This window comes from Massilia arenae (genome assembly GCF_008014745.1).
Taxonomy (GTDB): Bacteria; Pseudomonadota; Gammaproteobacteria; order Burkholderiales; family Burkholderiaceae_D; genus Telluria; species Telluria arenae.
Genome location: NZ_VPFD01000004.1, coordinates 123,270 through 147,797, shown reverse-complemented (window position 1 = coordinate 147,797; position 24,528 = coordinate 123,270). Strand labels below are relative to the sequence as shown.

Here is a 24,528-nt window from a genome sequence, read left to right as displayed (position 1 = left end):
ACCACAACAGTATATGACCGGACGCATACGCCGGCTCATTGCGTCGATATAGGACTCAGGCGCGCAAGGCCGACACCAGGCGATCGACCTGCGCCTCTTGCGTGAAGATCGCCGGCGTCACCCGCACGCAGGCGCCGGACGCCAACCCGTCGCGCATGACGGCGAACACGCCATGCTCCTGCAGCAGCCGCTTCGACAACGCGACATTGTCGGCCACCGAGGTCTTGCCGCGCAGGCGGAACGAGGCGATCGCGCTGGTCAGGCGCTGGTCGGGTGAGGCCAACACCTCGATGCCGTCGATCCCCCGCGCCGCTTCCACCCAGCGGGTGCGCAGGTGATGCAGGCGCGCCTGTTTGTTGGCCACGCCGATCCGCGCGTGGATGTCCAGCGCCAGCGGCAGCGCCAGGTAGGCGGCGAAGTTGACGGTGCCGGTATGCACCCGGGTGCGGATATCAATGCCGTCCTTCTCTCCCATATACGGATCGATGTCGGCCACCCTGCCGCGCCGGATGTAGATCGCGCCCACGCCCACCGGCGCCCCGATCCACTTGTGCAGGTTGATGCCGGCATAGTCGCAGCCCAGGTCGGGAATGCGCATATCGAGCTGGCCGAAGCCGTGCGCGGTGTCGACAATGACGCCGATGCCGCGCTCGCGCGCCATGCGCGTGATCTCGGCCACCGGCATGACCATGCCGTTGCGGTGGTTGACGTGGGTGAGCAGCATCATCTTGAGCTTCGGATGGCGCTCCATCGGCTGCGCATAGCAGTCGACCAGCGACTGGACGGTCGCCGTGGCGGCGTCCGGCGCCGCGATCTTGACCACCTCGACGCCGCGCCGCTCCTTGAGCCAGCCCATGGTCGTGATCATATTGTCGTAGTCGACGTCGGCGCACATCACGGTGTCGCCAGGCCGCAGCCGGTTGTAGCCGCCGATCAGCGCCTGCAGCGCCTCGGTGGCGCCGCGCGTGAGCACGATCTCGTCGCGCTCCACGCCCAGCGCCGTGGCGACCGCGGCGCGCGCCGCCTCGTACTCGGGCGGAAAGCGCAGGCGGCCGTAGTAGGCGTTGCCGTGGTTGACTTCGGCCACCTGACGCTGGTAGGCCGCAACCACGGGGCGCGCCATCGAGCCCCAGTAGCCGTTGTCGAGCATCGCTACTTCGTCGGTGACGTCGTAGTGCGCCGCCACGCGGGCCCAATAGGCGTTGTCACGCGCCAACGCGGCCGGTGTCAGCGCCGGCGGCGCAATGTCGGGCAGCGCGGGCGCCGCCGCCAGCGCGCTCCCCGGCACCAGCGGCAAGCTCAGGCCGGCCCGCAGCCAGGCCCGCCGCTGCGGGTCGGGCCGACTCAAAACTTCACCGTGTAGTCGACGTACAGGTTACGGCCATCGGTGTCGTACGGCGCGTTGCGCGAGTAAATCAGGCCGCGGCTGGCCTGGAATACCGCTTCGTCGGGATACTTGTCGAACACATTGTCGACGCCGAAGCGCAAGGTCTGTTTCGGCGTGAGCTTGTAGCTCAGCGCCGCATCGAAGAAGCGCATCGCGCCAAAGCGCTGGAAGATGTCGCCGGTCGCGTTGCCGGTGCTGTCGGTCCAGGCGCCGTAGTGGCGCATCCGTCCCAGCGCGCTCCAGGCGCCGCGCTCGTAGGTCGCGCCGATGGTGGCCTTCTGGCGCGGCAGGCGGTCTTCGAAGATCGTGCGCTGGGTGAGGTTGGAGGCGACCGCGGTGCTGCCGTCGTCGACCTGCGTCTTGTTGTAGTTGTAGGCCAGGGTCAGGTTGAGCCGGCCGTCGGCGACGCGGCTCAGGTGGTTCGCCACGATATCGATGCCCTGGGTGGTGGTGTCGAAGTCGTTGGTGAAGTAGTTGACCGAGGTGTAGCGCAGCGGATTGGCCATCCCGGCCGGCACCGGGAACGAGGCCGAGGTGCTGAAGCGGTCGCGCAGCTTGATCTGGTACAGGTCGACCGATCCCGACAGGCCCATGGCGCCCTTCCAGGTCAGGCCCAGCGACAGGTTGTCCGATTCCTCGGGCGTCAGGGCCTTGGCGCCGAGCGCCACGGCGATCGGATCGCCCGTCGACAGGCGGCCGCTGGTGAACACCAGCAGGGTGCGGGTGTCAAGGCCCTGGCTGGTGCTGCTGGTATTCAGTTGGCCCGGGGTCGGGGCGCGGAAGCCGGTCGAGAAGGAGCCGCGCACGGCGAGGTCGGGCGTGACCTCATAGCGCGCCGACAGCTTGCCGTTGACGCTGTCGCCGAATTCCGAGAAGTCTTCGTAGCGCAGCGCGGCGCCGACCGAGAAGCGCTCGGTGAGCGGCGCTTCGACATCGACATAGGCGGCGTAGCTGTCCTGGTCCCAGCGGCCGGCCTGGCGGTCGCTGAAACCCGGGGCGCCGTTGGCGCTCGGGTCGAGGCCGTAGGCGGCGCCGGGGCCGACCGCGTACGATGCCGCCTCGCCGGCGCGCACGCCATAGCGTTCGTTGCGGTACTCGAGGCCGAAGCCGACGTTGACCGGCCGCGCCAGCGCCGCCACGCTCCACTCGTAATTGAAATTGGCGTTGACCAGCTTTTCTTCCTGGGTCAGGCGACCCAGGTCGAACGACGTCGGGCTGCTCGGGCCCAGCGAGGCATTGATCGAATTGTGCAGGCCGTAGTCGATGCGGTTGCGGCCATACGAGGCAGACAGGTCCCACCCCAGCGCATCGGTAAAGCGGCCGCGCACGCCGGCCAGCACCTGCAGGTCGTCCTGCTCGTTGGTGTACTGAGGGCTGAAGCCGGTCGGGTAGATGCTGCGCACGTCCCAGCCGGGGAATGCTGCGGTTTTGTTATAAACACTGCCGCTGGTGTCTGGGTTGCGCCAGTTGAAGTCGGACACGCCTTCGCTGCGGCCGAACAGGCCGTAGCTGTAGGCTTCAAGCTCGCCGCCAAGGCCCACGCTGGCGTTGTAGCCGATGCGCTGGCTTTCCAGCTCCGGCTGGCCCCAGCGCTGGACCGGGTTCGGTACCTGCAGCTCGGGGTGGGCCGCCTGGAAGTCGATCGCGTCCTGGCGCTGGCGGGTGCGCGAGGTGGGGTCGGCGTCCGCCGCTTCGGCGAACAGGTTGATCCGGCCCGATTCGCCGAACGTGAAGCCGTATTTGGCGCGAACGGTATTCGTCTTGCCGTCGTTTTCGCCATATTGCGAATGCTGGGCGTTGATTTCGCCGCCGGTCGTGTCGTCGAGGATGATGTTGATGACGCCGGCGATCGCGTCGGAACCATATTGGGCCGAGGCGCCGTCGCGCAGCACCTCGATGCGCTTGATCGCACTGGTCGGGATCTGCGCCATATCGGCCGCCTGCGAGCCACGTGCGCCAAGGAAGGCACTGCGGTGGAAGCGCTTGCCGTTGACCAGCACCAGGGTCTGGTCCGGCGACAGCCCGCGCAGGGTGGCGGGCCGCACGAAGACCTGGCCGTCGGCCATCGGCAGGCGCTGTACCACATAGGACGGCACCAGCTGCGCCAGCACGTCGTTCAGGTCGTCCGACTCGACGGCCGCGATCTCTTCGCGGCTGAAGACGTCGACCGGCGCCAGGGTGTCGAACTGGGTGCAATTGCTGGCGCGGGTGCCGGTGACGATCACGGCTTGCGGTTCGGCGGCGGCCAGCATGGGCACCGCTGCGGTGGAGGTAGTCTGGGCATGCACGCCAACCAGTGCATGGGTCACGCACAGCGCGGCGGCGCTGGCGATCTGATGTCGTTTGATGATCATTGCGGTCTTCAGGTTGGATGAAAGAGCTGCCGCGTTCCGCGCTTTTGAATGCGGATTTGGCAAGCCGATAGCCTAAAGATGCAATATTTCGTGAGTATGAAGTCAAGCCTCGCATCACGAAATCACGCGGGTGATATCCAGAACCAGCTGGCGCTTATATCTGCCCGTACTGGCGTTATGATGGGCTTCCACCCACATCTGCTGACAAGGACCACGATGGGAAAACTCACCACCCACGTACTCGACACCGCCCACGGCTGCCCTGGCGCCGGTATCCGGGTCGAGCTGTACGCGATCGGCGCCGACGGCCGCACGCTGCTCAAGAGTGCGCTGACGAACGACGACGGCCGCTGCGCTGAAGCCTTGCTGGAAGGCGCCGCGCTGCTGGCCGGCCAGTACGAACTGGTATTCCACGCCGGCGACTACTACGCGGCGCGCGGCGTCGACCTTCCATCTCCCCGCTTCCTGGACCGCATCGCGCTCGGCTTCGGCATCGCCGACCCCGCCCAGAACTACCACGTGCCGCTGGTGATGACGCCGTGGTCGTATTCGACTTACCGCGGTAGCTAGCAGACTTGTGGGCGTCATTTTTCGTTGATCGGAAGTAAATTAAAAGTAAGATACCCGTCAAGACCACGATCAAGGATTGACGCCCATGCAGCAGCCCACGCCCGCCGCCGCTTTTCCCGCAACTTCGCCGGACGACGACCTCGTCCCGACCTGGCTCGGCCCCACGCGCATAGTCATCGGCCTGGCCCAGGGCCTGCTGCTCTACCTGCTGTACACGGCGGCGCAGGACAAGTCCTGGCCGGCCACCGTCCCGCTGCTGTTCGGGCCGCTCGCCATGCTCGGCCTGCTGCTGCCGGTGATCCTGATCAGCGGCCTTGGCCACCTGTCGCGCCGCCAGCTGACCGCGTGGGCGCTGGGCGCGGCCGCCGTTATCGCGCTGCTGGCCGCCTACGATATGTGGCGCCGGCTCGGCGGGACCTCGTGGGAGGGCGGCAAGCCGTCCGGCATGCTCACCTTCTGCCTGGCGGTCGGCTTCTTCATCGCCCATGCGCTGGTGCTGGCGGCCAGCCGCGAGGGACGCCGCATCGCGGCCTACGCCAGCTACTTCGAAGTCGCCTGGAAGCTCAACCTGCAGATCCTGTTCTGCCTCGTGTTCGTGGGCGCCACCTGGATGGTGCTGCAACTGGGCGCCGCGCTGTTCGACCTGGTCAAGCTCGACTTCCTGAGCAAGGCCATCGGCAAAGCCTGGTTCTTCATTCCCGTCACCGCCTTCGCGTTTTCGGTGGCGATGCACCTGACCGACGTCAAGCCCGCCATCGTGCGCGGTATCCGCAACCTGCTGCACGTGCTGCTGTCCTGGATCTTGCCGGTGCTCACCCTGCTGGTAGGCGGCTTCCTGGCCAGCCTGCCGTTCACGGGGCTCGATCCGCTATGGGCCACGCGCAGCGCCGGCGGCATCCTGCTCAGCGCCGCAGCCGCCTTCGTCGTGTTGATCAATGCCGCCTACCAGGACGGCGCCAGCCCGCCGGCGCGCGTGCTGGCCGCCGCCGCGCGCATCGCCTGCCTGCTGCTGGTGCCGCTGACCCTGCTCGCCGCCTATGCCCTCGCGCTGCGTGTTGCGGACCACGGCTGGTCGGCCGACCGCGTCATCGCCGCCGCCAGCCTGCTGGTCGCGGCCTGCTATGCCGGCGGCTATACGGCAGCGGCGCTGCGCCGCGGCTGGCTGCGCGCCCTGGCCGGCGTCAATATCGCCGCCGCCTTCGTGGTGCTGGCCGTGCTGGCGCTGCTGCTGTCGCCCGTCCTCGATCCGGGCCGCATCGCGGTGAACAGCCAGCTGGCGCGCCTGGCGTCCGGCCAGATCGCGCTGCGCCAGCTGGACGTGGCCTACCTCCATCACCATGGCGCACGCCATGGCCGCGCCGCGCTGGCACAGTTGGAGGAAAGCGCCACCGGTCCCGACGCCGACTGGCTGCGCGCCGAACTGGCGCGCCTGCGCCAGCCGCGCCCACTCGATGCCGACACCCCGGCGCAGATCGAGCGCAACCTGAAGGTCTGGCCGGCCGGGGCCGCCCTGCCCGCCGGCTTCGCGCAATTCGACTGGAAGAAGGTCGAGGCGCACTACGACCTGCCGCTCTGCCTGCGAAGCCAGCAGACGCCATGCGACGCCTACATGATCGATCTCGGCGGCGACGCCAGGCTCGAAGTGATCGTGGTCGGCGCCCCCGACCACGGCAATGCCGTGCTGCGCCAGGACGACCAGGGCGGATGGCAAATCGCCGGCAGCCTGCCCGCATCGCTGAGCGCTTGCGCGCCCATGCTGGACGCCCTGCGCGCGGGCCGGGTGCGCGCGGCGCCGCCACCGCTGGCCGACCTCGACATCGGCGGCCGGCACGTCCCGCTCGAGCGGTCCGCTACCAGGCCCGATTGCGCAGCCATGTACGGACAGGCGGCCAAAGCGGCCGAAGTGTCCGAAGTGTCCAAAGCTCAGGAAGACGCGCCACGCTGACGAAAATTGCTATGCTTGGGTGCCGGATACTACCGCTGGAGGAGAGGCGCGCACATGGCATTGCACATCGTTCATTTCATCGGCCCGATCAACCACAACTCCGCCTGCACGGTGCGCAACTGCTGCCTGGAGGCGTTGCAAAAAGGCGCGACCGAGATCGCGCTGCATATGTCGACCGAGGGCGGCAATATGACGGCCGGCTTCGCGCTCTACTTCTTCCTGAAGTCCCTGCCGATACCGCTCACCACCCACAATATCGGCAGCGTCGAATCGGTCGGCGTGGTGATCTTTTTGGCCGGCCAGAAGCGCTATGCCTGCCCCGGGACGCGCTTCCTGGTCCATCCAATGCACTGGGGTTTCGGCAACATGGTGGCGGCCGACCATGCGCGCGTGTCGGAGTGGCGCGAGTGCCTGGATTTCGATGCCGAACGCTATGCCAGCATCTTCCGCGAGGCCACCCGCGAGGCAGGCCATGAAACCGACATCCGGCCGCACCTGACCGGCCAGGCCCGGATCTATACCGCCGAAGAGGCGGTCGGCGCCGGCATCGTCCACGAAGCGGTGCAGGCCAGATTGCCGACAGCGGGACCGACTTGTCATTGGTGGAACTGATACTGACAACGCTATGTGTCAATCCAGCCACAAAAAACGTCATTACATCTGGAAATCTCTCCAATTGTCATAAATCTGTTGCTGCGAAAATTCCCGTCTGGATAGAATAATTTCCAGCGCCCATGCCTGCTGCCCTTGCAAGCGCATCTTCCCTAGCAGCTCACGTAACAGATTCAGTCACACCTCCGTAATGAACAAAAAGATTCTCGCCAGCCTGCTGGCGCTCCCCTTGGTCGTCCCTGCGATGGCCCAGGCGCAAGATAATGCCGTCAAAGTCAGTGGTTTCGGCACCGCCGCCCTGACCTGGTCGGACGATGACCGCGCACAGTTCGGCCGCCCGAACCAGGCCAGCGGCGCCGCCGACAACTTCCGCACCGGCGTCGATTCCAACCTCGGCCTGCAAGCCGATTACACCGTCAACAACTGGCTGTCCCTGACCGCCCAGGGCCTGGTGCGCCAGGATGCCGAAGAGCACTACGGCGCCGAGCTGAGCTGGGCATTCGCCAAGTTCCGCATCTCGGACGAGCTGAGCGTGCGCGTCGGCCGCGTCGGCCTGCCGGTCTTCATGATCTCGGACTACCGCAACGTCGGCTACGCCAACACCATGCTGCGCCCGCCGTCCGAGCTGTACTCGCAAGTGCCGTTCAACAGCGTCGATGGCGCCGACATCACCTGGCGCCACGACTACGGCAACACCAGCATCACCTCGCAACTGGCGGCTGGCAAGATCAAGACACCGGTCGGCAACTTCCACGTGCGCGGCAAGGACATCCTGGCGCTGAACGTCGTGGCCGAAAACGGCCCGTTCACCCTGCGCATCGGCCACGCCCGCACCAAGATCACGGTGGACGACCTGGCAACGCTCAACACGCTGGTCGGTTCGCTGCGCGCCGCCGGCGCCGGCTACCGCCTGCCACAGCTGACCGACCTGGCCGGCCGGATCGAAGCCAAGGATGCCAAAGGCACCTTCAATTCGATCGGCCTGACCGCCGACTGGAACAACTTCGTGCTCCAGACCGAGTTCGCCAAGCGCAAGACCGAGACCTATATCAACGACACCACCTCCTGGTACGTGATGGGCGGCTACCGCATCGGCAAATTCTTGCCCTACTACACGCGGTCTGAACTGAAGATCGACGGCGCCATCAACAATACCGTGCCTGCGGCCTGCCCGGCGGGCTATCCCGCAGCCTGCACCCCGACTCTCCTGCAGCTGGGTGGCGCGGTGCGCCGCATCCCGTTCTCGGGCGTGGGCCAGGGCGAGCAGACCACCGACACCATCGGCGTGCGCTGGGATTTCGCCAGCTCGGTGGCGCTCAAGGTCCAGGTCGACCGCGTCAAGCCAAGCGGAAACGGCCTGTTCATCAATGCACAGCCGGGCTTCTCCGGTCCCGTGACCGTGGGCGCGGTGGCCCTCGACTTCGTGTTCTAAGGGAGCGAGCATGAATAAATGGATACTTGCCGCATGCGCGGCAGCAAGCTTCACCGCCGTCCCGGCGCTGGCCCAGGTGGTCGTGGTCGTCAATCCCAAGGCGGCCGAGAGCAGCATGACCAAGGAGCAAGTCGCCCAGTTCTTCCTCGGTAAATCGACGGCCATGACGCCGATCGACCAGCCGGATGGCGCGCCGCTCCGCGCGGACTTCTACAAGAAGGTGGCTGACAAGGACGCGGCCCAGGCCAAGGCCCTGTGGTCCAAGCTGGTGTTCACCGGCAAGGCCACGATGCCGAAGGAAGTCGCCGACAACGCGGCCGTCAAGGCGGCCGTTGCCGCAAACCCGAAAGCGATCGGCTATATCGACAAGAGCGCGGTCGACGCGACGGTCAAGGTCGTCCACACCGCGCAGTAAGCGGTATTTACCAGGCAGCCGGCATCGCCGCGCTGCCCAGTCGACCCGCCGCGGCAAGCGCCGCCGGCGGGTCTCGCATATCCGGAAGAACAACATGAGCATCAAGCGCAGGATCTGGGCACTGCCCGTCATTTCCGCCATCATCTTCGGCCTCGGGGCCGGCGCCAGCGTGACGATCGCCAACGGTGCGCTGGCGTCGATCACCACCACCGAAACCGTGGACTATCCGCTGATGGATGCTGTCAAGGCCGTCACCCTCGACATCGCCGCCGTCACCGAAGGCCTGACCGATGCCGTCACCGAAGGCGACAAGGCGCGCATCGAGCAGGTCGGCACGCAGGCGGCCAAGGTGCGCGCCGACCTCGACAAGCTCGGCCAGATCCCCGGCCATGCGGCCACCGGCGCACGCCTCAAACAAGAATTCGACGCCTATTACGCGCCTGCCCTGTCGTCCGCCCGCATCATGCTCGAGATGGAACAGGGCGACCCGCAGGCGACGGTCGGCAAGATGCAGGCGGCGCTGGCGTCCCTGAACGCCGACCTGGCCAAGACCGTCGATGGCGCCCAGCGCCAGTTCGCGGCCGGCATCGCCGCCAGCCAGGATAGCGTGCGCAACACGCTGGTGGCGATGGTCGCCAGCGCCCTGGCGGTGTTGTCCGCGCTGGCGATCACGTCGTGGTTCGTGGTGCGCACCATCTGGCGCCAGCTGGGCGGCGAGCCGGCCTATGCGCGCGAGATCGCGCAGGCGGTGGCCGCCGGCGACCTGTCGATGGACATCCGGATCGAAGCAGGCGACAACGACAGCCTGCTGGTGGCGCTGAAGGACATGCGCGAACGCCTGGCAACGCTGGTGGCGGGCATCAAGGGCTCGGCCGACACCATCGCCAGCGCCAGCACCGAGATCGCCAGCGGCAACGCCGACCTGGCGCGGCGCACCGAATCGCAGGCGGCGAGCCTGGACCGCACCACGCGCGCGATGGAAGAGCTGACCGGCGCCGTGCGCCAGAACGCCGCCAACGCCGGCCAGGCCAATGCCCTGGTGGCCACGGCCACCGATATCGCCACCCGCGGCGGCGCCGTGGTGGGCGGCGTGGTGACCACGATGGGCGACATCGACGCCTCGTCAAGGAAGATCGTCGAGATCATCGCCACCATCGACGGCATCGCCTTCCAGACCAATATCCTGGCGCTGAATGCGGCGGTGGAAGCGGCACGCGCCGGCGAACAGGGCCGCGGCTTCGCGGTCGTGGCCAGCGAGGTGCGCACGCTGGCCCACCGCTCGGCGGCGGCGGCCAGGGAAATCAAGGAACTGATCGGCGACTCGGTGGCGAAGGTCGGCGCCGGCAGCGCGCTGGTGGGCGAAGCCGGGGCCACGATGGAACAGATCGTGGATGCGGTGCGCAAGGTGCAGCTCATCATGCGCGAGATCGCCGATGCCGGCGCGCGCCAGCATGCGGGCATCGAAGACATCGGCCGCGCGATCGGCAGCATCGACGAGATGACCCAGCAGAACGCGGCCCTGGTCGAAGAGGCGTCGGCGGCGGCAGAGTCGCTGACCGACCAGACCGGGCAACTGACCGACGCGCTGGCGGTGTTCAGGCTGCAGGTTTCCGAACCGACCACGACCGTGAAAGCTTTGCCAAGACTGTTACATCGAGCTTAACGCCCAACACGCGAAGCACCGCAATACCGGCCCATCCATTCCGGGCGATCCTGCCCGGAATGCCAATTCGTCCACGTGGTATGGACGCATCTGGGCAGCACCAAATCCTTTACAAAGTAAGTGCCTATAGGCATGATCCGTTGGTCCGCCGGCCCGCCCGGCGCCCTTGTCGTTTCCCCTGAGGTTCCCACACACGGCGCATATGGCAGCAGTCCTCCCCAACACGACCACCGGCACCCCGCTGTCGGGCCTGGCGCGCGCGCTGGTACAGGCCAATCGCCTGAGCGCCGCGCAGGCGGACATGCTGCACAAGAAGGCGGTCCTGGAGAAGACCGCCTTCATCGACGCCGTGCTCGCCAGCGGCGCGATCGAGCCGCGCGCACTGGCCGCCTTCTGCGCCGAGACCTTCGGCTATCCGCTGTTCGACCTGTCGGCCTTCGCGCCGGAGTTCCTGCCCACCAGCGCCATCGACGCCAGGCTGATGCAGGCCCAGCGCGTGATCGCGCTGGCCAAGCGCGGCAACAAGCTGTCAGTCGCGCTGTCCGACCCGACCAATACCCAGGCCCTGGACCAGATCAAGTTCCAGAGCGAGGCGACGGTCGAGCCGGTGATCGTGCCGCACGACGCGCTATTGAATCTGCTGGCCGCGATCGCCAAGGGCGCCGAACAGGATTTGAGCGAGCTGGCAGGCGACGACGCCGATATCGAATTCGCCGAGGAAGACCAGCAGTCGGCAACACCGGCCGAGGCCGCCAGCGACGTCGAGGACGCGCCGATCGTGCGCTTCCTGAACAAGATCCTGATGGATGCGGTGCAGATGGGCGCGTCGGACATCCACTTCGAGCCCTACGAAAAGTATTACCGGATCCGCCTGCGGGTCGACGGCGTGCTGCGCGACCACGCGATGCCGCCGCTGTCGATCCGCGAAAAGCTGGTGTCGCGCATCAAGGTGCTGGCGCGCCTCGACATCGCCGAAAAGCGGGTGCCGCAGGACGGCCGCATGCGGCTGATCCTGTCGGCCACGCGCGCCATCGATTTCCGTGTCAGCACCTTGCCGACGCTGTTCGGCGAAAAGACCGTGATGCGTATCCTGGACGCGACCCAGGCCCAGATGGGCATCGACGCGCTCGGCTACGACCCGGACCAGAAGGCGCTGCTGCTGGACGCGATCACCCGTCCCTACGGCATGGTGCTGGTGACAGGACCGACCGGTTCGGGCAAGACCGTGTCGCTGTACAGCTGCCTGAACCTGCTGAACAAGCCAGGCATTAATATTTCGACTGCGGAAGACCCGGCCGAGATCAACCTGCCGGGCGTGAACCAGGTCAACGTCAACGACAGGGCCGGCCTGACCTTCCCGGTGGCGCTGAAATCCTTCCTGCGCCAGGATCCCGACATCATCATGGTCGGCGAAATCCGTGACCTGGAAACGGCCGACATCGCGATCAAGGCCGCCCAGACCGGCCACATGGTGTTCTCGACCCTGCACACCAACGATGCGCCATCGACCCTGACGCGCCTGATGAACATGGGCGTGGCCCCGTTCAACATCGCTTCGTCGGTGATCCTGATCACGGCCCAGCGCCTGGCGCGGCGCCTGTGCAGCTGCAAGCAGCCGCTCGAGACCAGCCGCGAGGCCCTGCTGGCCGCCGGTTACCGCGAGAGCGACCTGGACGGCGACTGGCGTCCGTATGGCCCGGTCGGCTGCGACCGCTGCCTGGGTTCGGGCTACAAGGGGCGCGTCGGCATCTACCAGATCATGCCGATCTCCCCTAGTATCGAGGCACTGATCCTAGCCAACGGCAATTCCATGGAGATCGCGGCCCAGGCCGAGAAGGAAGGTGTCAACTCCTTGCGCCGCTCGGGCCTGCTGAAAGTGAAACAGGGGCTGACCAGCGTTGAAGAAGTGCTTGGCTGCACCAACGAATAAGACCGCAGTCAAACTGCAAACAGGAACACGAATACATGGCAACTTCCCACCAACCAAAGAGCCGCGGCGCGCAGGTCAAGGAGAACGTGTACGCCTGGGAAGGCAAGGACAAGACCGGGCGCGTCGTGCGCGGCGAAGTGCGCGCCGGCGGCGAGGCGATCGTCAACGTGACCCTGCGCCGCCAGGGCATCATGGTCACCAAGGTCAAGAAGAAGGTCTACCGCAGCGGCAAGAAAATCACCGACAAGGACCTGACCATGTTTACGCGCCAGCTCGCGACCATGATGAAGGCCGGCGTGCCGCTGCTGCAATCGTTCGACATCGTCGGCAAGGGACATAGCAACCCGTCGATGGCCAAGCTGATCCAGGACCTGCGCAACGACGTCGAGACCGGCACCAGCCTGAACCGCGCCTTCCGCAAGTTCCCGCTGTACTTCGACCCGCTGTTCTGCAACCTGGTCGGCGCCGGCGAACAGGCCGGCATCCTGGAAGACCTGCTCACGCGCCTGGCGATCTACAAGGAAAAGACGCTGGCGCTCAAGGGCAAGATCAAGTCGGCCCTGACCTATCCGATCGCGATCCTGGCGGTGGCCCTGGTCGTCACCGCCGTGATCATGATCTGGGTGGTGCCGGCCTTCAAGCAGGTGTTCTCGAGCTTCGGCGCCGACTTGCCGACCCCTACCGTGGTGGTGATGGCGATCTCGGACTTCGTGGTGGCATGGTGGTACATCATCTTCGGCTCGCTGTTCGCCGGGCTGTACCTGTTCTTCCAGGCCTGGCGCCGCTCGCTCAAGATGCAGCAGGTGATGGACCGCCTGCTGCTGCGCCTGCCGATCTTCGGCAGCGTGATCCGCAAGGCCACCATCGCGCGCTGGACGCGCACCCTGGCCACGATGTTCGCGGCCGGCGTGCCGCTGGTCGAGGCGCTCGACTCGGTCGGCGGGGCGTCGGGCAATGCGGTTTATCTGGAAGCCACGCGCAAGATCCAGAACGAGGTCAGCACGGGCACCAGCCTGACTGCGTCGATGCAGAATGCGGATGTGTTCCCGAATCTCGTGATCCAGATGGTGCAGATCGGCGAAGAGTCGGGGTCGCTCGATGCGATGCTGGGCAAGGTGGCGGATTTCTTCGAGGATGAGGTCGATGAGGCGGTGGCGGCATTGTCGTCGTTGATGGAACCGCTCATTATGGTGATCCTTGGGGTGTTGATTGGCGGGTTGGTGATTGCGATGTATTTGCCGATCTTTAAATTGGGCTCGGTGGTGTAGGCAAAAGCCACCTGTAGCGCACGGACGGAGCGAAGGGCAGTCCCAAGCTCTGAACGTTTTTGATCAATCACACCGTTTTTTTAACGTTTTTTTTGTAGCAAAAACGTTTTTGTGCGAGACTCAGCCTGTTTAAACACTTTTGAGCGGGTCTCGGCAAAAAGCATGGATACCAGTAATCGTCCTGTTGGCTACACCTGGCTCAGGCAGCAATTCAAGATATCGACCTCTCCGATATCGCATGAGTCCTATATAGGTGGGCGAGCGAGCTCTGTTGCGACCGAACACGGCGTTCTTCAGGAAGTATTCGTTCCATCCTACTGGCCGGGCGACGATCCGTTTGAACATATCGTCTTTGCGCTGAAATACGATCATTTGCATTTGGACATGTTGCGGCAAGTCTTTGCGAAGCTTGGTCCCGAGCAGGTTCTGGACTACGTCGAAAAGCAACCCAACGGCAAATACACACGGCAGATCGGCTATCTCTATGAATTCTTGAGTGACACGACACTGCCTTTGTCGGTCACGATGGGCGGAACTTACGTCGAACTGCTAAGTTCCGATAACTATCTAGTGAGTGCACACCCACAACGGGACAGTCGGTGGCGGGTCACAGACAATCTTCTAGGATCGAGGCATTTTGCGCCGGTTGTACGAAGGAATGCAGAGATCAATAGCCTATTGATAAAAGATTTCACTGAAGCTCTTCAATCGTTCAAGCAACAGGTCGAACCGGTCCTATTTCAACGGGCGGTGGACTACCTTTACTTTAAGGAAACGCGGTCGTCGTACGATATCGAACGCGAAACGCCTTCGCCGGATCGTGAGCAACGCTTCGTTGCTGCCTTGCGCAACGCAGGCAACGATACCCTTACGCAAGTACTGTCTGAAACCTCGCTCACCCAGCTACAAAACCTGATCGTCGAACCGCGTTATGCACAGCAAGGGTTTCGCCGACATCAGAACTATGTTGGCGAGTCACCGCCAGGCAGGCCGACTATCGTGCATTACGTCTGCCCTCCTGGCGAGCTGGTGGAAAGCCTGATGACCGGCTTGCTCGACTGTGCGAAGAGAACAGACGGACTCAATCCTATCGTACGTGCGGCGTTGATCGCATTCGGTTTCGTCTTTGTCCATCCTTTCGAGGATGGAAACGGACGCATCCATCGCTTCCTGATCCACGATTTCCTGACTCGTGGAGGACTGGTTCCCGAGGGGATGATCCTGCCTGTGTCGGCATATATGCTGCACCATCCACGCGAGTATGAACGGGCGCTGGAAGCATTTTCCAAGCCTCTACGTCGCGTGGTACGCTTCCAGCTCGACGATGACGAGATGCTCACGATCGTCAACCCGGACGAAGCTGGCGGTTACTATCGTTATCCCGACTTGACGACGCAAGCAGGCTACCTGCTATACGCTGTCCAGGAAACGATCACCACCGAACTTGCATCAGAAATTTTATTCATTCGCAATTATGATCAGGCTCGCGAGGCAATCAGGGAAGTCATCGATATGCCGGACCGGCGTCTCGATAAGCTGATCAAGCTACTGCATCAAAACCGGGGCGCCCTGTCAAAGTCCAAACGACACCTTTACCAGGAACTCGACGACGCCGAACTCAACAGAATTGAGCTCGCCTACCAAAGTGCGTTCGCCCAACAAACACTCTCACTCGACGGCGACGCGCTACCGGGGCAGCCCTGAACTGCAGGATTTACTTACCTCAGCACTGTCCTGATTCCCCGCGCCGCCCATTCAAGAGTCGCCCTCAGCAACACATTGCCCATGGCCCATGGCCGCTGCCGATCCAGCCCCCGCCGCCCCATGCGTTGCGGCAGGAAAAACCGCCCGAACGCCGACAACCCACTCCCCCGCATGACCCAGAAACACCCTCCCGCATACGTCGTATCAAACCCATCCTCCGCCCGCAGCAGGTAGAGCGCCGTCCCCGAACACATCGCCACATCGGCCTGCGCATCGCGCGCCAGCAACCGCAGGCCTCGCAGATAAGACAACTCGAGCGTCTGCCGCAGATCGGGCAACGCAAGCACCAGCGGCCGCAGAAAACGCAATCGCTCCAGCACCCGCGGCAAGCCGTGCAACCGCTCCCCCGCCCGCTCGCGATACCTGAGGAAAGCCTCCTTCAACTCCGCCACCGTCGCCTGCGCCGGTCGCGCCAGCGGCTCGGGCCGGTCGCGCCAGCAGCCCATCCAGTGCGCCAGCGCCTGCTCGTGCCGGGCCGCCAGGCTGGCCGGGCTGTCGAATTCGAGGTCGAAGCGCGCGCCTGGCTGCAAGAAGCGGATGAGGCCGCGCTGCGCTTCCAGCCGCGGCGCCTCCAGCACGCCCAGCGGCGTGCGGCGGCCGTGGTTGAGCCAGGCATTGTCGACCCGGCTGAAGCGGGCAAAGGACGCGACCGGCACGATCAGGCGCGGCCTGAAGGTCTCGGCCTGCAAGGCCAGGCGCTCGATGCCCTGCCCGGCCGCCGCTTCGCGCCGGGAAAAATCGTCGGGATTACCGCACCAGGCCATGTCGGCGAAGCCCGTCAACAACACATCGACGCGAACATTGGCCCTGCGCAGGCGCTCGGCGGCGGCGTGGCAGGCGGCGCGGGTGGCGAGCGCGCGCTCGCCCAGGTGCAGCAGCGTGCGCCGGCCGCAGCGGACCAGGCACCAGGAGTCGCCCTCGCCGTTGGCAAACGCCGTCAGGCGCAGGTCGCGCGCCAGGGTGCGCGGCTGCCCATCGGGGCACTCGGCCATGGCGAAGCGGTTGCGCCGCAGCTCACCGTGCAGGCGCCAGTCGCGGCCCTGGCGATACAGGAAGGTGGCGATGCCGCGGAACTCGGCGCGAAAGCGGCGCAAGAAAGGCGTCGACAGGCGGTCGGGCTGGGCGCGCGAACACCAGATAAACACTGGCAGGCCGCTCGCATTGAGCTCCGCGATCAGCCGGGCGCTGCTGGTGGAACGGTCGAGCAGGCTCCATGCATCGTTCAACACCGTGCCGTCCAGCCAGGGGTCGGCCAGCAGCAGCGCATTATCGGTGCGCAGCAGGAAGCCGGCGTGGTTCAGGAAGGTGAAGGTCGGACTCGGCATGGCGGCATGGCTGCGGTAGGCTCGGCTTCAGCCTAGTCCCTCGCCATGCGCCATCCATGAGGCACCGCAATCGTGTTGCGATGCCGTCTACGCAAGATCAGACCGGAATTGCCTCGAGCAAGAGCGCCTGCTCAAACCCGATCTTGAGCTTGTTGCTGCCCGCGCTCACTTCGCCCAGGTCGCGGTCTTCCACATAGTCGCGCACGCGGTAGCGGCCTTCCTTCAAGCCGCGCAGCTCGACCTGGCCCGACCATTCCTTCGCATAAAAGGCAAAGTACAGCCGGCCATCCTTTTCGACCGCATGGGTTTCCGGCTTGTCGAAGCCGATGTCGTACAGTTCCCCGCGATACTGGCCCTTGGGCAGCATCTTGTCCTTGTAAATGCCGATCCACTTGCGCCACTTGGCTTCCTTCACTGCCGTCAGCAGGTAGCTGTCCTTCGGCTTCGGGTCTTCGGGCCAGGTGAACTTGGTCGAGACCACCGCGCCGATGCCCACCGACGAGGCGAAATCGTCACCGCCATCGCTGAGTTCGACGTGGTCGCCGGCATACGCCGCGGTCGGCCCCATCAGGGCTTTCAGGGTCTTGCCCTTGTGCCGCACCTGCCACGAGGACAGCGGATCGGACGACGGCGCCTGGTTTGTATACGGCAGCGTATGGAAGGCATACGAGGTGCCGCAGGGGCAGAACTCGACCACCGCCTTGGGATTGATCTCGCGCGCGGTGTCGTACACCATCTTCCAGTAGTCCTGCAGTTTTTCGAAGGATTCTTCAGGACGCGCGTGATTGTGCGCCGGGTTGTAGCATGGCGCCACGCCGTTCAGGTGCTGGCCGTCGAGCTTTAGGCCCTCGTAGCCCCACTCGCCGATGATCTTGCGCACCAGCGCGCGGGTCTGCTCGATCACCGGCTCATAGGCCGGGCACAGGGTCAGGGCGTTCCACCAGGTGACGAATTGCGGCGCGCCGTTCGCGTCCAGCAGCAGCTGGTCGGTGTGCTGGTGCAGCAGGTCGGTGCCCGGATCGGCCGCCAGCGGCGCCAGCCACAGGCGCGCCTTCAGGCCGGCGCCATGGATGTCGTCCACCAGCTTCTTCATGTCTTCTTCGCCGCGCGCGAACTTCTTGCGGTCGATCTTCCAGTCGCCTTCGTTGGTTTGCCAGCCATCGTCCAGCACCGCCCATTCCAGGCCCAGTTCCTTGGCCTTGGCCAGGGTGCCGGTCATCAGGGGGATCGTGAAGTCGCGCTCATAGCCCCAGGCGCACCAGATCGGCTCGTACGATTCATCGCCCGCCTGCGGCGCCGCCAGGCCACGCTCGGCCATCACCAGGCGGTAGCGGTCCAGGGCCGCGAAGTAGTCGCCCGTGTGCACGGTGACGAAGGTGTCCAGCGTCGTCAGCTCCTGGCCCGGCTGCAGCACGACGGCTTGGTCGAACTCGATCGCCAGCGCGGCGCCGGCTTTCACTTGCTGCACCGGCAGCGCCACCAGGCGCGGCACGGTGTCGAGATGGCCCACGGCGATGCCGTGCTCGGGCTGCCAGACGTCGGCCACCGGCGTGCCGCCGCCGTAGTCGGACGAATTCATGCCCATGAAGTTGCGCTGCTCGAAGCCGTCCTTGAGCGGCTGCACCCAGTCGCGCCGGTCGGCGTGCGACGAGCCCGAGAAAGTCCAGAAGCCGCGCCCTGGCGCGCGCTTGGCCGGCAGCAGTGTGTAGCCACTGTTCGACCAGGCCTCGACCGGCAGCGCGGTCTGGCCATTGTTACGGTAGCTCACGCGCAGCAGGGCCAGGCCCGGGTGGCGCTCGTAGAAGGTGACCATCACGGTCTTCTCGATGCCGTCCTTCGACGCGCCCGTCAGGCGATGGCGCACGCCCGCGCCGTGCGGGCCGTCGACGCGGTCGACCGCCTGCGCGCCGAGCGCAAAGCTGTCGATCCAGCGCCCGCCCGTCACGCGCAGCCGTTCGCTGGCGTGGAAGCCCGTGACCGCGACCGTCGCGCCGCCCTTGCGCGCCAGCAGGCGGCTCTTCATCTGGCCGTCGAACTCGAGTCCCAGGGCGGCGTCGCCGATGCGCGCCACGTTTTTTCCCGCTTCTTTCCCCTGAGGTGCGGCCACCGCCACGCCGGCGCCGGCGCCCATGCCGCTTGCCACGGCCGATCCGGCCAGCCACTGCAACAGGGTGCGGCGACGCTCGCTATGCACTTCGGTCATCTTGTCTCCTTGCTTAGTAGGACTACACAGCCGGCGCCGGCCGGCCGAGCCGCCCTACACCAGCACCACTTGCGCGCCGCGCGAGCGCAGCGCCTCGACCATCTCCGCCGGCACGCCGGCATCGGTGATGATCTGGTCGATCTGTTCGATCGTCGCGATCATGGACAGGCTGCGCCGTCCGATCTTCGACGAGTCGCCCACCGCCACCACGCGGCGGGCGATGCCCAGCATGCGCGAATTCAGGCGCGCTTCGAGCAGGTGCGGCGTCATCACGCCGATCTCCGGATCCAGGCCGTCGAAGCCCAGGAACAGGATGTCGGCATGCAGGCCTTCCAGCCCCTGCTCGGCCTGCGGACCGCCCAGCGAATACGAGCTGGGACGCAGCACCCCGCCGAGCATGATCAGGGTCACGTGCGGCGCGCCGGCCAGCAACACGGCGATGTTCAACGCATTGGTGATCACGTTCACCGACTGCAGCTTCAGGCCGCGGATCTGCTTGGCGATTTCGGCGGTCGTCGTGCCCGAGTCGAGCACGATGGTCTGCCCTTCCCCGATCAGCTTGACCGCTTCTTCCGCGATGCGGACCTTCTCGGCGCGGTGCAGCGACTGCTTGACGCCGATCGGCAAGTCCTCGTCGGCGCGCTGGGCCAGGGCCCCGCCGCGGGTGCGCACCACCGCGCCGATCTCCGCCAGCACGTTCAGGTCGGCGCGCACCGTCACCAGCGAGATGCCGAACATCTCGGACAGCTCGGCCACCGTCACCCGCCCGCGCTCGGCCACCATTTCGCGGATCTTGCGGCGCCGTTCCGCCACCAGCAGATCCTGGTCGGCCACCGGTTCCGGGGGCTTGCCTTCGTTATCGTTCGAAACTTTCGTTTCTGTTTTTTTTGTCTGCTTCATTTTCATCCTTCCGCGCCGGTTCGCCGCCGCGGTTCCGTTATATACGTGATCATTGCTTCATTAACGGATCGATGATACAGGATGAAAATGCAAGAAACGAAAGTTCAGACTATTTTTTGCTCCCCTTCTCACTTACGTAGGAAGCCCGGTAGGAAGCCCCGTATGAAGCTGGCATGATCATGCCTTCCAGGCGCCCTGGAACACGCGCTCGGCGTTCAGGCGGAACAGCTTGTCGGCCACCGCCTTCGGCAGCGCCAGGCCGCGCACGACGCCGTCCAGGTCCGGCGTGGTGAGTTCGTCGTCGGTATTGAAGTAGCGCCAGTCGCGCCGCCATACGCCATCCAGGTCGGCCACGAAATCGGCCTGGCTCTGCTGCGCCGACTGGGCCAGGTCGGAGCCGTACATCAGGCGGTCCTGGTAGCTGATGAAGAACTGCCGTACCCGCTCGCGGTCGCGCTGCGACTGGTACTGGATCTGGCCGATGCGCGCCGCGATGTCCACGTTGGCCGTCGGATTGCGGTCCAGGAAGCGCGCCAGCTCGTCCACGTTCCACTCCAGCGAGGCCATGTGCACGCCGACGAAGCGCAGGCGCGGATGGCTGGCCAGCAGGCGGTCGCGCGCGCCCATCTGGTCTTCGTAGCTCGGCATCTTCGGCTGCTTGTACATGTGGTACTGCGGGTGGTTCTTGAAGTATTCGCGGTCGTTCTTGGTCGTCATCTTCTCGAGCGGCAGCCAGCAGTTGTGCGGCTCGCCCTGGTGCCCGACCAGCAGCACGTCGCGCTCTTCAAAAGCGTCGAACAGCGGCTTGATGCGGACGTCGTCGACCATCACCAGCTTGCCCTCTCCATCGCGCTCCGACATGCCGATGTTCTTCCACACCTTGACGCCCACCGCGCCATCCTGCAGCGCCGCATCCAGCCGGTGCAGGGTCGCCGGGATCCAGGCCGGCCGCATGAGGTTATCGGCGCTGAAGCTGGCGATCCAGCCGACCGTGGCCGGATGCTCGTGGTGCAGTTTGCTGGCCACGCGCTGCTGCTGCTCCAGCGCGGGGAACACCGGGTAATCAACGTTGATCGTCAGCGCGCGAAAATTGGCCTTGCGCGCCAGTTCCAGGAACGGGCCCTGCTCGAGGCCGTGCAAGTGCAGGTGGGCGTCGATCTTGGCCACGCTCTCGTAATCCTGCATGGTGTAGCTGTCGGCAGCCAGCGCGCCGATTGGCGCTGCCAGTGCGGCAAGGAAGATGGTGCAAAGAAGGCGGATGCGCATGTCGTTCTCCTGTCTTTCGTCTATCGGGTCTGGGCGGCGAGGCGCTCCAGCGCGGCCTCGCTCAATGGCTGCCTGGCGCTGCGGGCGGCGTACAGGGCGGCGCCGAGCACCGGCGCCAGCCGCGGCGCCTGCAGGCGATAGGGCCTGGCGCAGGCGGCCAGCGCCTGCTCGAATGGCGCGCGCAGCAGGCTGCCGTCGCCGAACAGGCCGCCCGTATAGGACACGGGTAGCGTGAAGGTCGGATCGACGTCGAGCCGGTCGCGCACCGCATCGACCATCGCGGCCAGTTCGCGCGCCGCGTCGACGAAGATGGCGCGCGCCTGTTCGTCGCCCAGGGCCACCGCCTCGGACACCAGGCGCGCCAGCTGGGCGATGCGGCTGCGGTCGCCGCCTAGCTCGCCGTACACCACGGCGCACAGGTCGAGATCGTCCTCCAGCGCCAGCCGCTCGCGCATCAGGCCGTATAGGGCGCCCCTGGGCGCGCGGCCGTCGCTCATGCGCGAGAACAGGGTCAGGCCGGCGCGTGCGATCCAGTGGGCCGAACCTTCGTCGCTGAACAGCTCTCCCCAGCCGCCGGCGCGCGCCTGACGGCCGGCGACTTCGCCATAGGCCATCGAGCCGGTGCCGGCGATCACGCTGACGCCGTCCATGCAGGCCAGCGATCCGGCCCAGCTGCACACCATATCGTTGCCGCACAGGGTGCGTTCAGGGCCGAGAATGGCGCCCGCCGCAGCATCGAGCTCGCGCTGGGCCGCGCGATCCTCGCCATAGGCCGGCAGGCCGAAAAAGGCGTAGGTGACCGCACCGCCATCGACGCCTGCCGTGGACAGCAGCGCCTGGACACCGCGCTGCAGGGTCGCCGCCACGGCGGGCATGCCGTGGTCGACGTGGTAGGTGCTGCCTTCTTCATGGCGCGCCAGCACGCTGCCGTGCGCGTCGATCAACGCGAACGCGGTTTTGGTGCCGCCGCCGTCAACCCCGAGGAACATGGACGGCCTCGCTATCGACGGGGGACATGAAGGGATAGATGGTCACGCCGCGCACCACCCGGTTGACGGTGCCGGACATGCTCGGGGTATCCGGGCGCACACCCATCGACAGCGAGCGCAGGAACGCGAAGCCCTGGCAGAACACGACGTAGGGAAGCGCGAGTTCGAGGTCTTGCGCAGCGTCCGCCCCCGTGAACACGAAGGTGTCGTCGTCGGGCGCCGCATCGCCCTGGGCGCTCAAGGCCAGCACGCGGCCGGCGCGGCGGTCGCCGCGCAGCTCGCGCAGCAGGTCGAGATCGTAGCGGCGCGCCTGCGGATCGTTCGACAGCAGCACCACCACCAGGGTCTGGTCGTCGACGATGGTCTTGGGACCGTGGCGGAAGCCCAGCGGCGAATCGTGGATCGCCACCACCTGGCCGTCGGTCAGCTCCAAGAGCTTGAGCGAGGCCTCGCGCGCGAGGCCGCGCAGCTCGTTGCTGCCGAGGTAGACCACGCGCTTGAAGTCCTGCGCCACCAGCTGCGTCAGCAGCGGCAGTGCGCGCTCGCCCACCTGCGTCGCCGCCGGCGCTATACGAGCTCCAACGTCAGGCGCCAGCACCCGGAATGCCAGCGCCGCGGCCAGCAGCATCGAGGTGAAGCTGGTCGTCATCGCGAAGCCGCGGTCGTGGGTGGCGTCGGGCAGCAGGATCGCCAGCGCATTGGCGCGGTCCTGGGTCATGCGGTACAGCTGGCCCTCTTCATTGCAGGTGATTACCAGGTGATAGACGTCGTCCACCAGCTGGTCGGCCAGCTGCACCGCCGCCACGCTTTCCGGGCTGCTGCCCGAACGGCCGAACGACACCACCAGGGTCGGCGCGCCGCGCTGGAAATAGCGGTCCGGCCCCGACACCAGGTCGGTGGTCGGCACGGCGTCGGCGCGCCGGCCCTGGCGCAGCAGGCCGGGCGCCAGGCATTCGCCGATGAAGGCCGAAGTGCCGGCGCCGGCCATCACGATGCGTAGCTCCGGGCGCGCCAGCAGCGGCGCCAGGAAGGCGTCGATCTGCGCGCGCTGCGCCGTCACCAGCGCATCGATCTGCGGCCACACGGCCGGCTGCTGCGCGATCTCGCGCGCCGTCACGCCGCCGCCCAGCGCATCGAGGCGGGCCAGATCCTGTCCAAATAATTCACTGCCGCCTTGCACGGCATCCTGTACTGCTTGCATGTTCACTGCTCCCTAGGTTCGGCGCCCGGCTGGCAGGCGCGCATATACTGGCGCAGCACGCGGGCTACCCCTTCTTTCAACAGCGCGAGCGGTGCGTTGCGCACCCGGCCCTCGCGCACGGCTTCGTAATGGAATGGCAGGTACTGGCTCAGCAAGGTGAGCGGCGCCGGCCGTCGTTCCAGGTTCGCGACCAGCGCCGCCTGGGCGGCCTGGATGCGCGGATGCGGCCAGTAGTAGCGGATCCGGTCGGAGAGGCTGTACTGCTGGTCGAACAGCAGGCTGCCGGCGTCGTGGTAGTACTTGCGCCAGTAGTCCGGCTCGGAGCGCATCACGTCGAGCACCACTTCCTTGAAGCCGCTCTCGCCTTGCATTCCCATTTCAGTCTCGATGTCGGCCAGCGCCCACAAGGTCTCGCGCAGCGCGAAGGTCAGGCCGGGGCCGACCTTCAATATGGCGAAGTGGTCACGCACCAGCGCCTGCAGCAGGCCGGGCGTCTGGTAGTCGGTCGAGTGGGCCTCGAACACCATGGTCGGCTCGCCCTCGATGAAGCGGCTCAGCACCTGTGCCTTTTCCGGGCGGTAGTCGATTACCTTGTGGTGATCGAACTCCACGCCCGGCTGCACCACCAGGCCGATCACACGCGGCCACGCGGCTTCCAGGCCGGCCGCATTGAATGCAGCCCGATGCGCCGCAATGGTCAGCGCCGCCGCATCGGGCGTGGTCACGGCCAGTTCGGCCAGCTCTTCGTGGGCGCCGCCCGGCACCGGCACCTCGGTGCCGACGATATACACCGGCGCCTCGCCGCCCGCGCGCTGCCAGGCCCGCTCGGCCACCACGGCCAGGCGTGCGGCGCGTTCGGCCACCACCTCATCCGGCAGCGGCACCGGATCGCCCGCGCACGACATCGAGCAATCGAGGTGGATCTTGCGGAAGCCCGCGGTTACGTACTGGTCGATCAGCACCTCGGACTTGGCCATCGCGCTGGCGGCCGGCTCGCCCTGCCAGCAGTTCGGGCCCAGGTGGTCGCCGCCCAGCAGGATGCGTTCGCGTGGGAAGCCCACCTTGTCGGCGATGCCGAACACGAAGTCGCGGAAGGCGGTGGGCGTCATGCCGGTATAGCCGCCATCCTGGTTGACCTGGTTCGAGGTCGCCTCGATCAACACCGGACCTTCGGCGTCCAAGCCGGTCTCGAAGGCGGCCTCGATCACCAGCGGGTGCGCCGAACACACTGAATGGATGCCTGCGGGCTGGCCCGCATGATGCCGTTGGACGAGGTCGAGAAGCACTTGCATTGTCGTTGACTC

General features: G+C 66.0%; 18 protein-coding genes. 9 read left to right on the top strand and 9 right to left on the bottom strand.

Translation table 11 applies throughout. The features are described from left to right. Window positions 1-55 precede the first annotated feature (55 nt). Together FVD38_RS04785 and FVD38_RS04780 are read right to left on the bottom strand one after the other, a co-directional pair. Complete coding sequence (locus tag FVD38_RS04785) at window positions 56-1,348, bottom strand: aminotransferase class V-fold PLP-dependent enzyme (RefSeq protein ID WP_147933766.1); 1,293 nt, start codon at window positions 1,346-1,348, stop codon at window positions 56-58. Then, on the bottom strand, window positions 1,345-3,741 hold the full coding sequence (locus tag FVD38_RS04780) for a TonB-dependent receptor plug domain-containing protein (RefSeq protein ID WP_147933765.1): 2,397 nt from the start codon (window positions 3,739-3,741) through the stop codon (window positions 1,345-1,347). Before FVD38_RS04780 ends, FVD38_RS04785 begins: the two co-directional genes overlap by 4 nt. A gap of 216 nt (window positions 3,742-3,957) precedes the next feature. Here FVD38_RS04780 and uraH point away from each other — a divergent pair, with 216 nt between their 5' ends. The 9 genes from uraH to FVD38_RS04735 all read left to right on the top strand — a co-directional run bounded on the left by uraH (window position 3,958) and on the right by FVD38_RS04735 (window position 15,280). Next, window positions 3,958-4,311 carry a hydroxyisourate hydrolase gene (gene uraH / locus FVD38_RS04775; RefSeq protein WP_147933764.1) on the top strand — a complete coding sequence of 118 codons (354 nt, stop codon included), beginning with the start codon at window positions 3,958-3,960 and terminating at the stop codon, window positions 4,309-4,311. Window positions 4,312-4,396: 85 nt separating this feature from the next. Next, window positions 4,397-6,256: a DUF4153 domain-containing protein gene (locus FVD38_RS04770; protein WP_147933763.1), complete on the top strand. Its 1,860-nt coding sequence runs from the start codon at window positions 4,397-4,399 to the stop codon at window positions 6,254-6,256. 54 nt (window positions 6,257-6,310) lie between these two features. Next, window positions 6,311-6,868, top strand: a complete 558-nt coding sequence (locus tag FVD38_RS04765; RefSeq protein ID WP_147933762.1) for a ClpP family protease — start codon at window positions 6,311-6,313, stop codon at window positions 6,866-6,868. A 190-nt stretch (window positions 6,869-7,058) separates the two neighbouring features. Then, on the top strand, window positions 7,059-8,300 hold the full coding sequence (locus FVD38_RS04760) for a hypothetical protein (RefSeq protein WP_147933761.1): 1,242 nt from the start codon (window positions 7,059-7,061) through the stop codon (window positions 8,298-8,300). A gap of 10 nt (window positions 8,301-8,310) precedes the next feature. Next, window positions 8,311-8,715: a hypothetical protein gene (locus FVD38_RS04755; RefSeq protein WP_147933760.1), complete on the top strand. Its 405-nt coding sequence runs from the start codon at window positions 8,311-8,313 to the stop codon at window positions 8,713-8,715. A 94-nt stretch (window positions 8,716-8,809) separates the two neighbouring features. Beyond that, complete coding sequence (locus tag FVD38_RS04750) at window positions 8,810-10,378, top strand: methyl-accepting chemotaxis protein (RefSeq protein ID WP_147933759.1); 1,569 nt, start codon at window positions 8,810-8,812, stop codon at window positions 10,376-10,378. Window positions 10,379-10,580: 202 nt separating this feature from the next. Then, window positions 10,581-12,308, top strand: coding sequence for a type IV-A pilus assembly ATPase PilB (gene pilB / locus FVD38_RS04745; RefSeq protein ID WP_147933758.1), 1,728 nt, complete (start codon window positions 10,581-10,583; stop codon window positions 12,306-12,308). A gap of 35 nt (window positions 12,309-12,343) precedes the next feature. Further along, window positions 12,344-13,576, top strand: a complete 1,233-nt coding sequence (locus FVD38_RS04740; protein WP_147933757.1) for a type II secretion system F family protein — start codon at window positions 12,344-12,346, stop codon at window positions 13,574-13,576. A 162-nt stretch (window positions 13,577-13,738) separates the two neighbouring features. Beyond that, window positions 13,739-15,280, top strand: coding sequence for a Fic family protein (locus tag FVD38_RS04735; protein ID WP_147933756.1), 1,542 nt, complete (start codon window positions 13,739-13,741; stop codon window positions 15,278-15,280). Between the two features lie 14 nt (window positions 15,281-15,294). On the opposite strand, the gene FVD38_RS04730 is transcribed toward FVD38_RS04735, so the two are convergent. From FVD38_RS04730 to FVD38_RS04700, 7 genes are all read right to left on the bottom strand, one after another. After that, on the bottom strand, window positions 15,295-16,665 hold the full coding sequence (locus FVD38_RS04730; RefSeq protein ID WP_147933755.1) for an MBL fold metallo-hydrolase: 1,371 nt from the start codon (window positions 16,663-16,665) through the stop codon (window positions 15,295-15,297). Window positions 16,666-16,762: 97 nt separating this feature from the next. Continuing rightward, complete coding sequence (locus FVD38_RS04725; protein ID WP_147933754.1) at window positions 16,763-18,868, bottom strand: glycoside hydrolase family 36 protein; 2,106 nt, start codon at window positions 18,866-18,868, stop codon at window positions 16,763-16,765. A 54-nt stretch (window positions 18,869-18,922) separates the two neighbouring features. Then, window positions 18,923-19,768 (bottom strand): DeoR/GlpR family DNA-binding transcription regulator, encoded by an 846-nt coding sequence (locus FVD38_RS04720; RefSeq protein WP_147933753.1) that lies wholly within the window; start codon window positions 19,766-19,768, stop codon window positions 18,923-18,925. A 177-nt stretch (window positions 19,769-19,945) separates the two neighbouring features. Further along, complete coding sequence (locus FVD38_RS04715; protein ID WP_147933752.1) at window positions 19,946-21,034, bottom strand: amidohydrolase family protein; 1,089 nt, start codon at window positions 21,032-21,034, stop codon at window positions 19,946-19,948. 20 nt (window positions 21,035-21,054) lie between these two features. Continuing rightward, a complete protein-coding gene (locus FVD38_RS04710; RefSeq protein WP_147933751.1) occupies window positions 21,055-22,023 on the bottom strand; it encodes an N-acetylglucosamine kinase in 969 nt (322 codons plus the stop codon). Then, window positions 22,007-23,224, bottom strand: a complete 1,218-nt coding sequence (locus tag FVD38_RS04705; RefSeq protein ID WP_147933750.1) for an SIS domain-containing protein — start codon at window positions 23,222-23,224, stop codon at window positions 22,007-22,009. The genes FVD38_RS04710 and FVD38_RS04705 overlap by 17 nt, the downstream gene beginning before the upstream one ends. Before the next feature lie 2 nt (window positions 23,225-23,226). After that, a complete protein-coding gene (locus FVD38_RS04700) occupies window positions 23,227-24,516 on the bottom strand; it encodes a D-tagatose-bisphosphate aldolase, class II, non-catalytic subunit (RefSeq protein ID WP_147933749.1) in 1,290 nt (429 codons plus the stop codon). Between the last annotated feature and the right edge of the window lie 12 nt (window positions 24,517-24,528).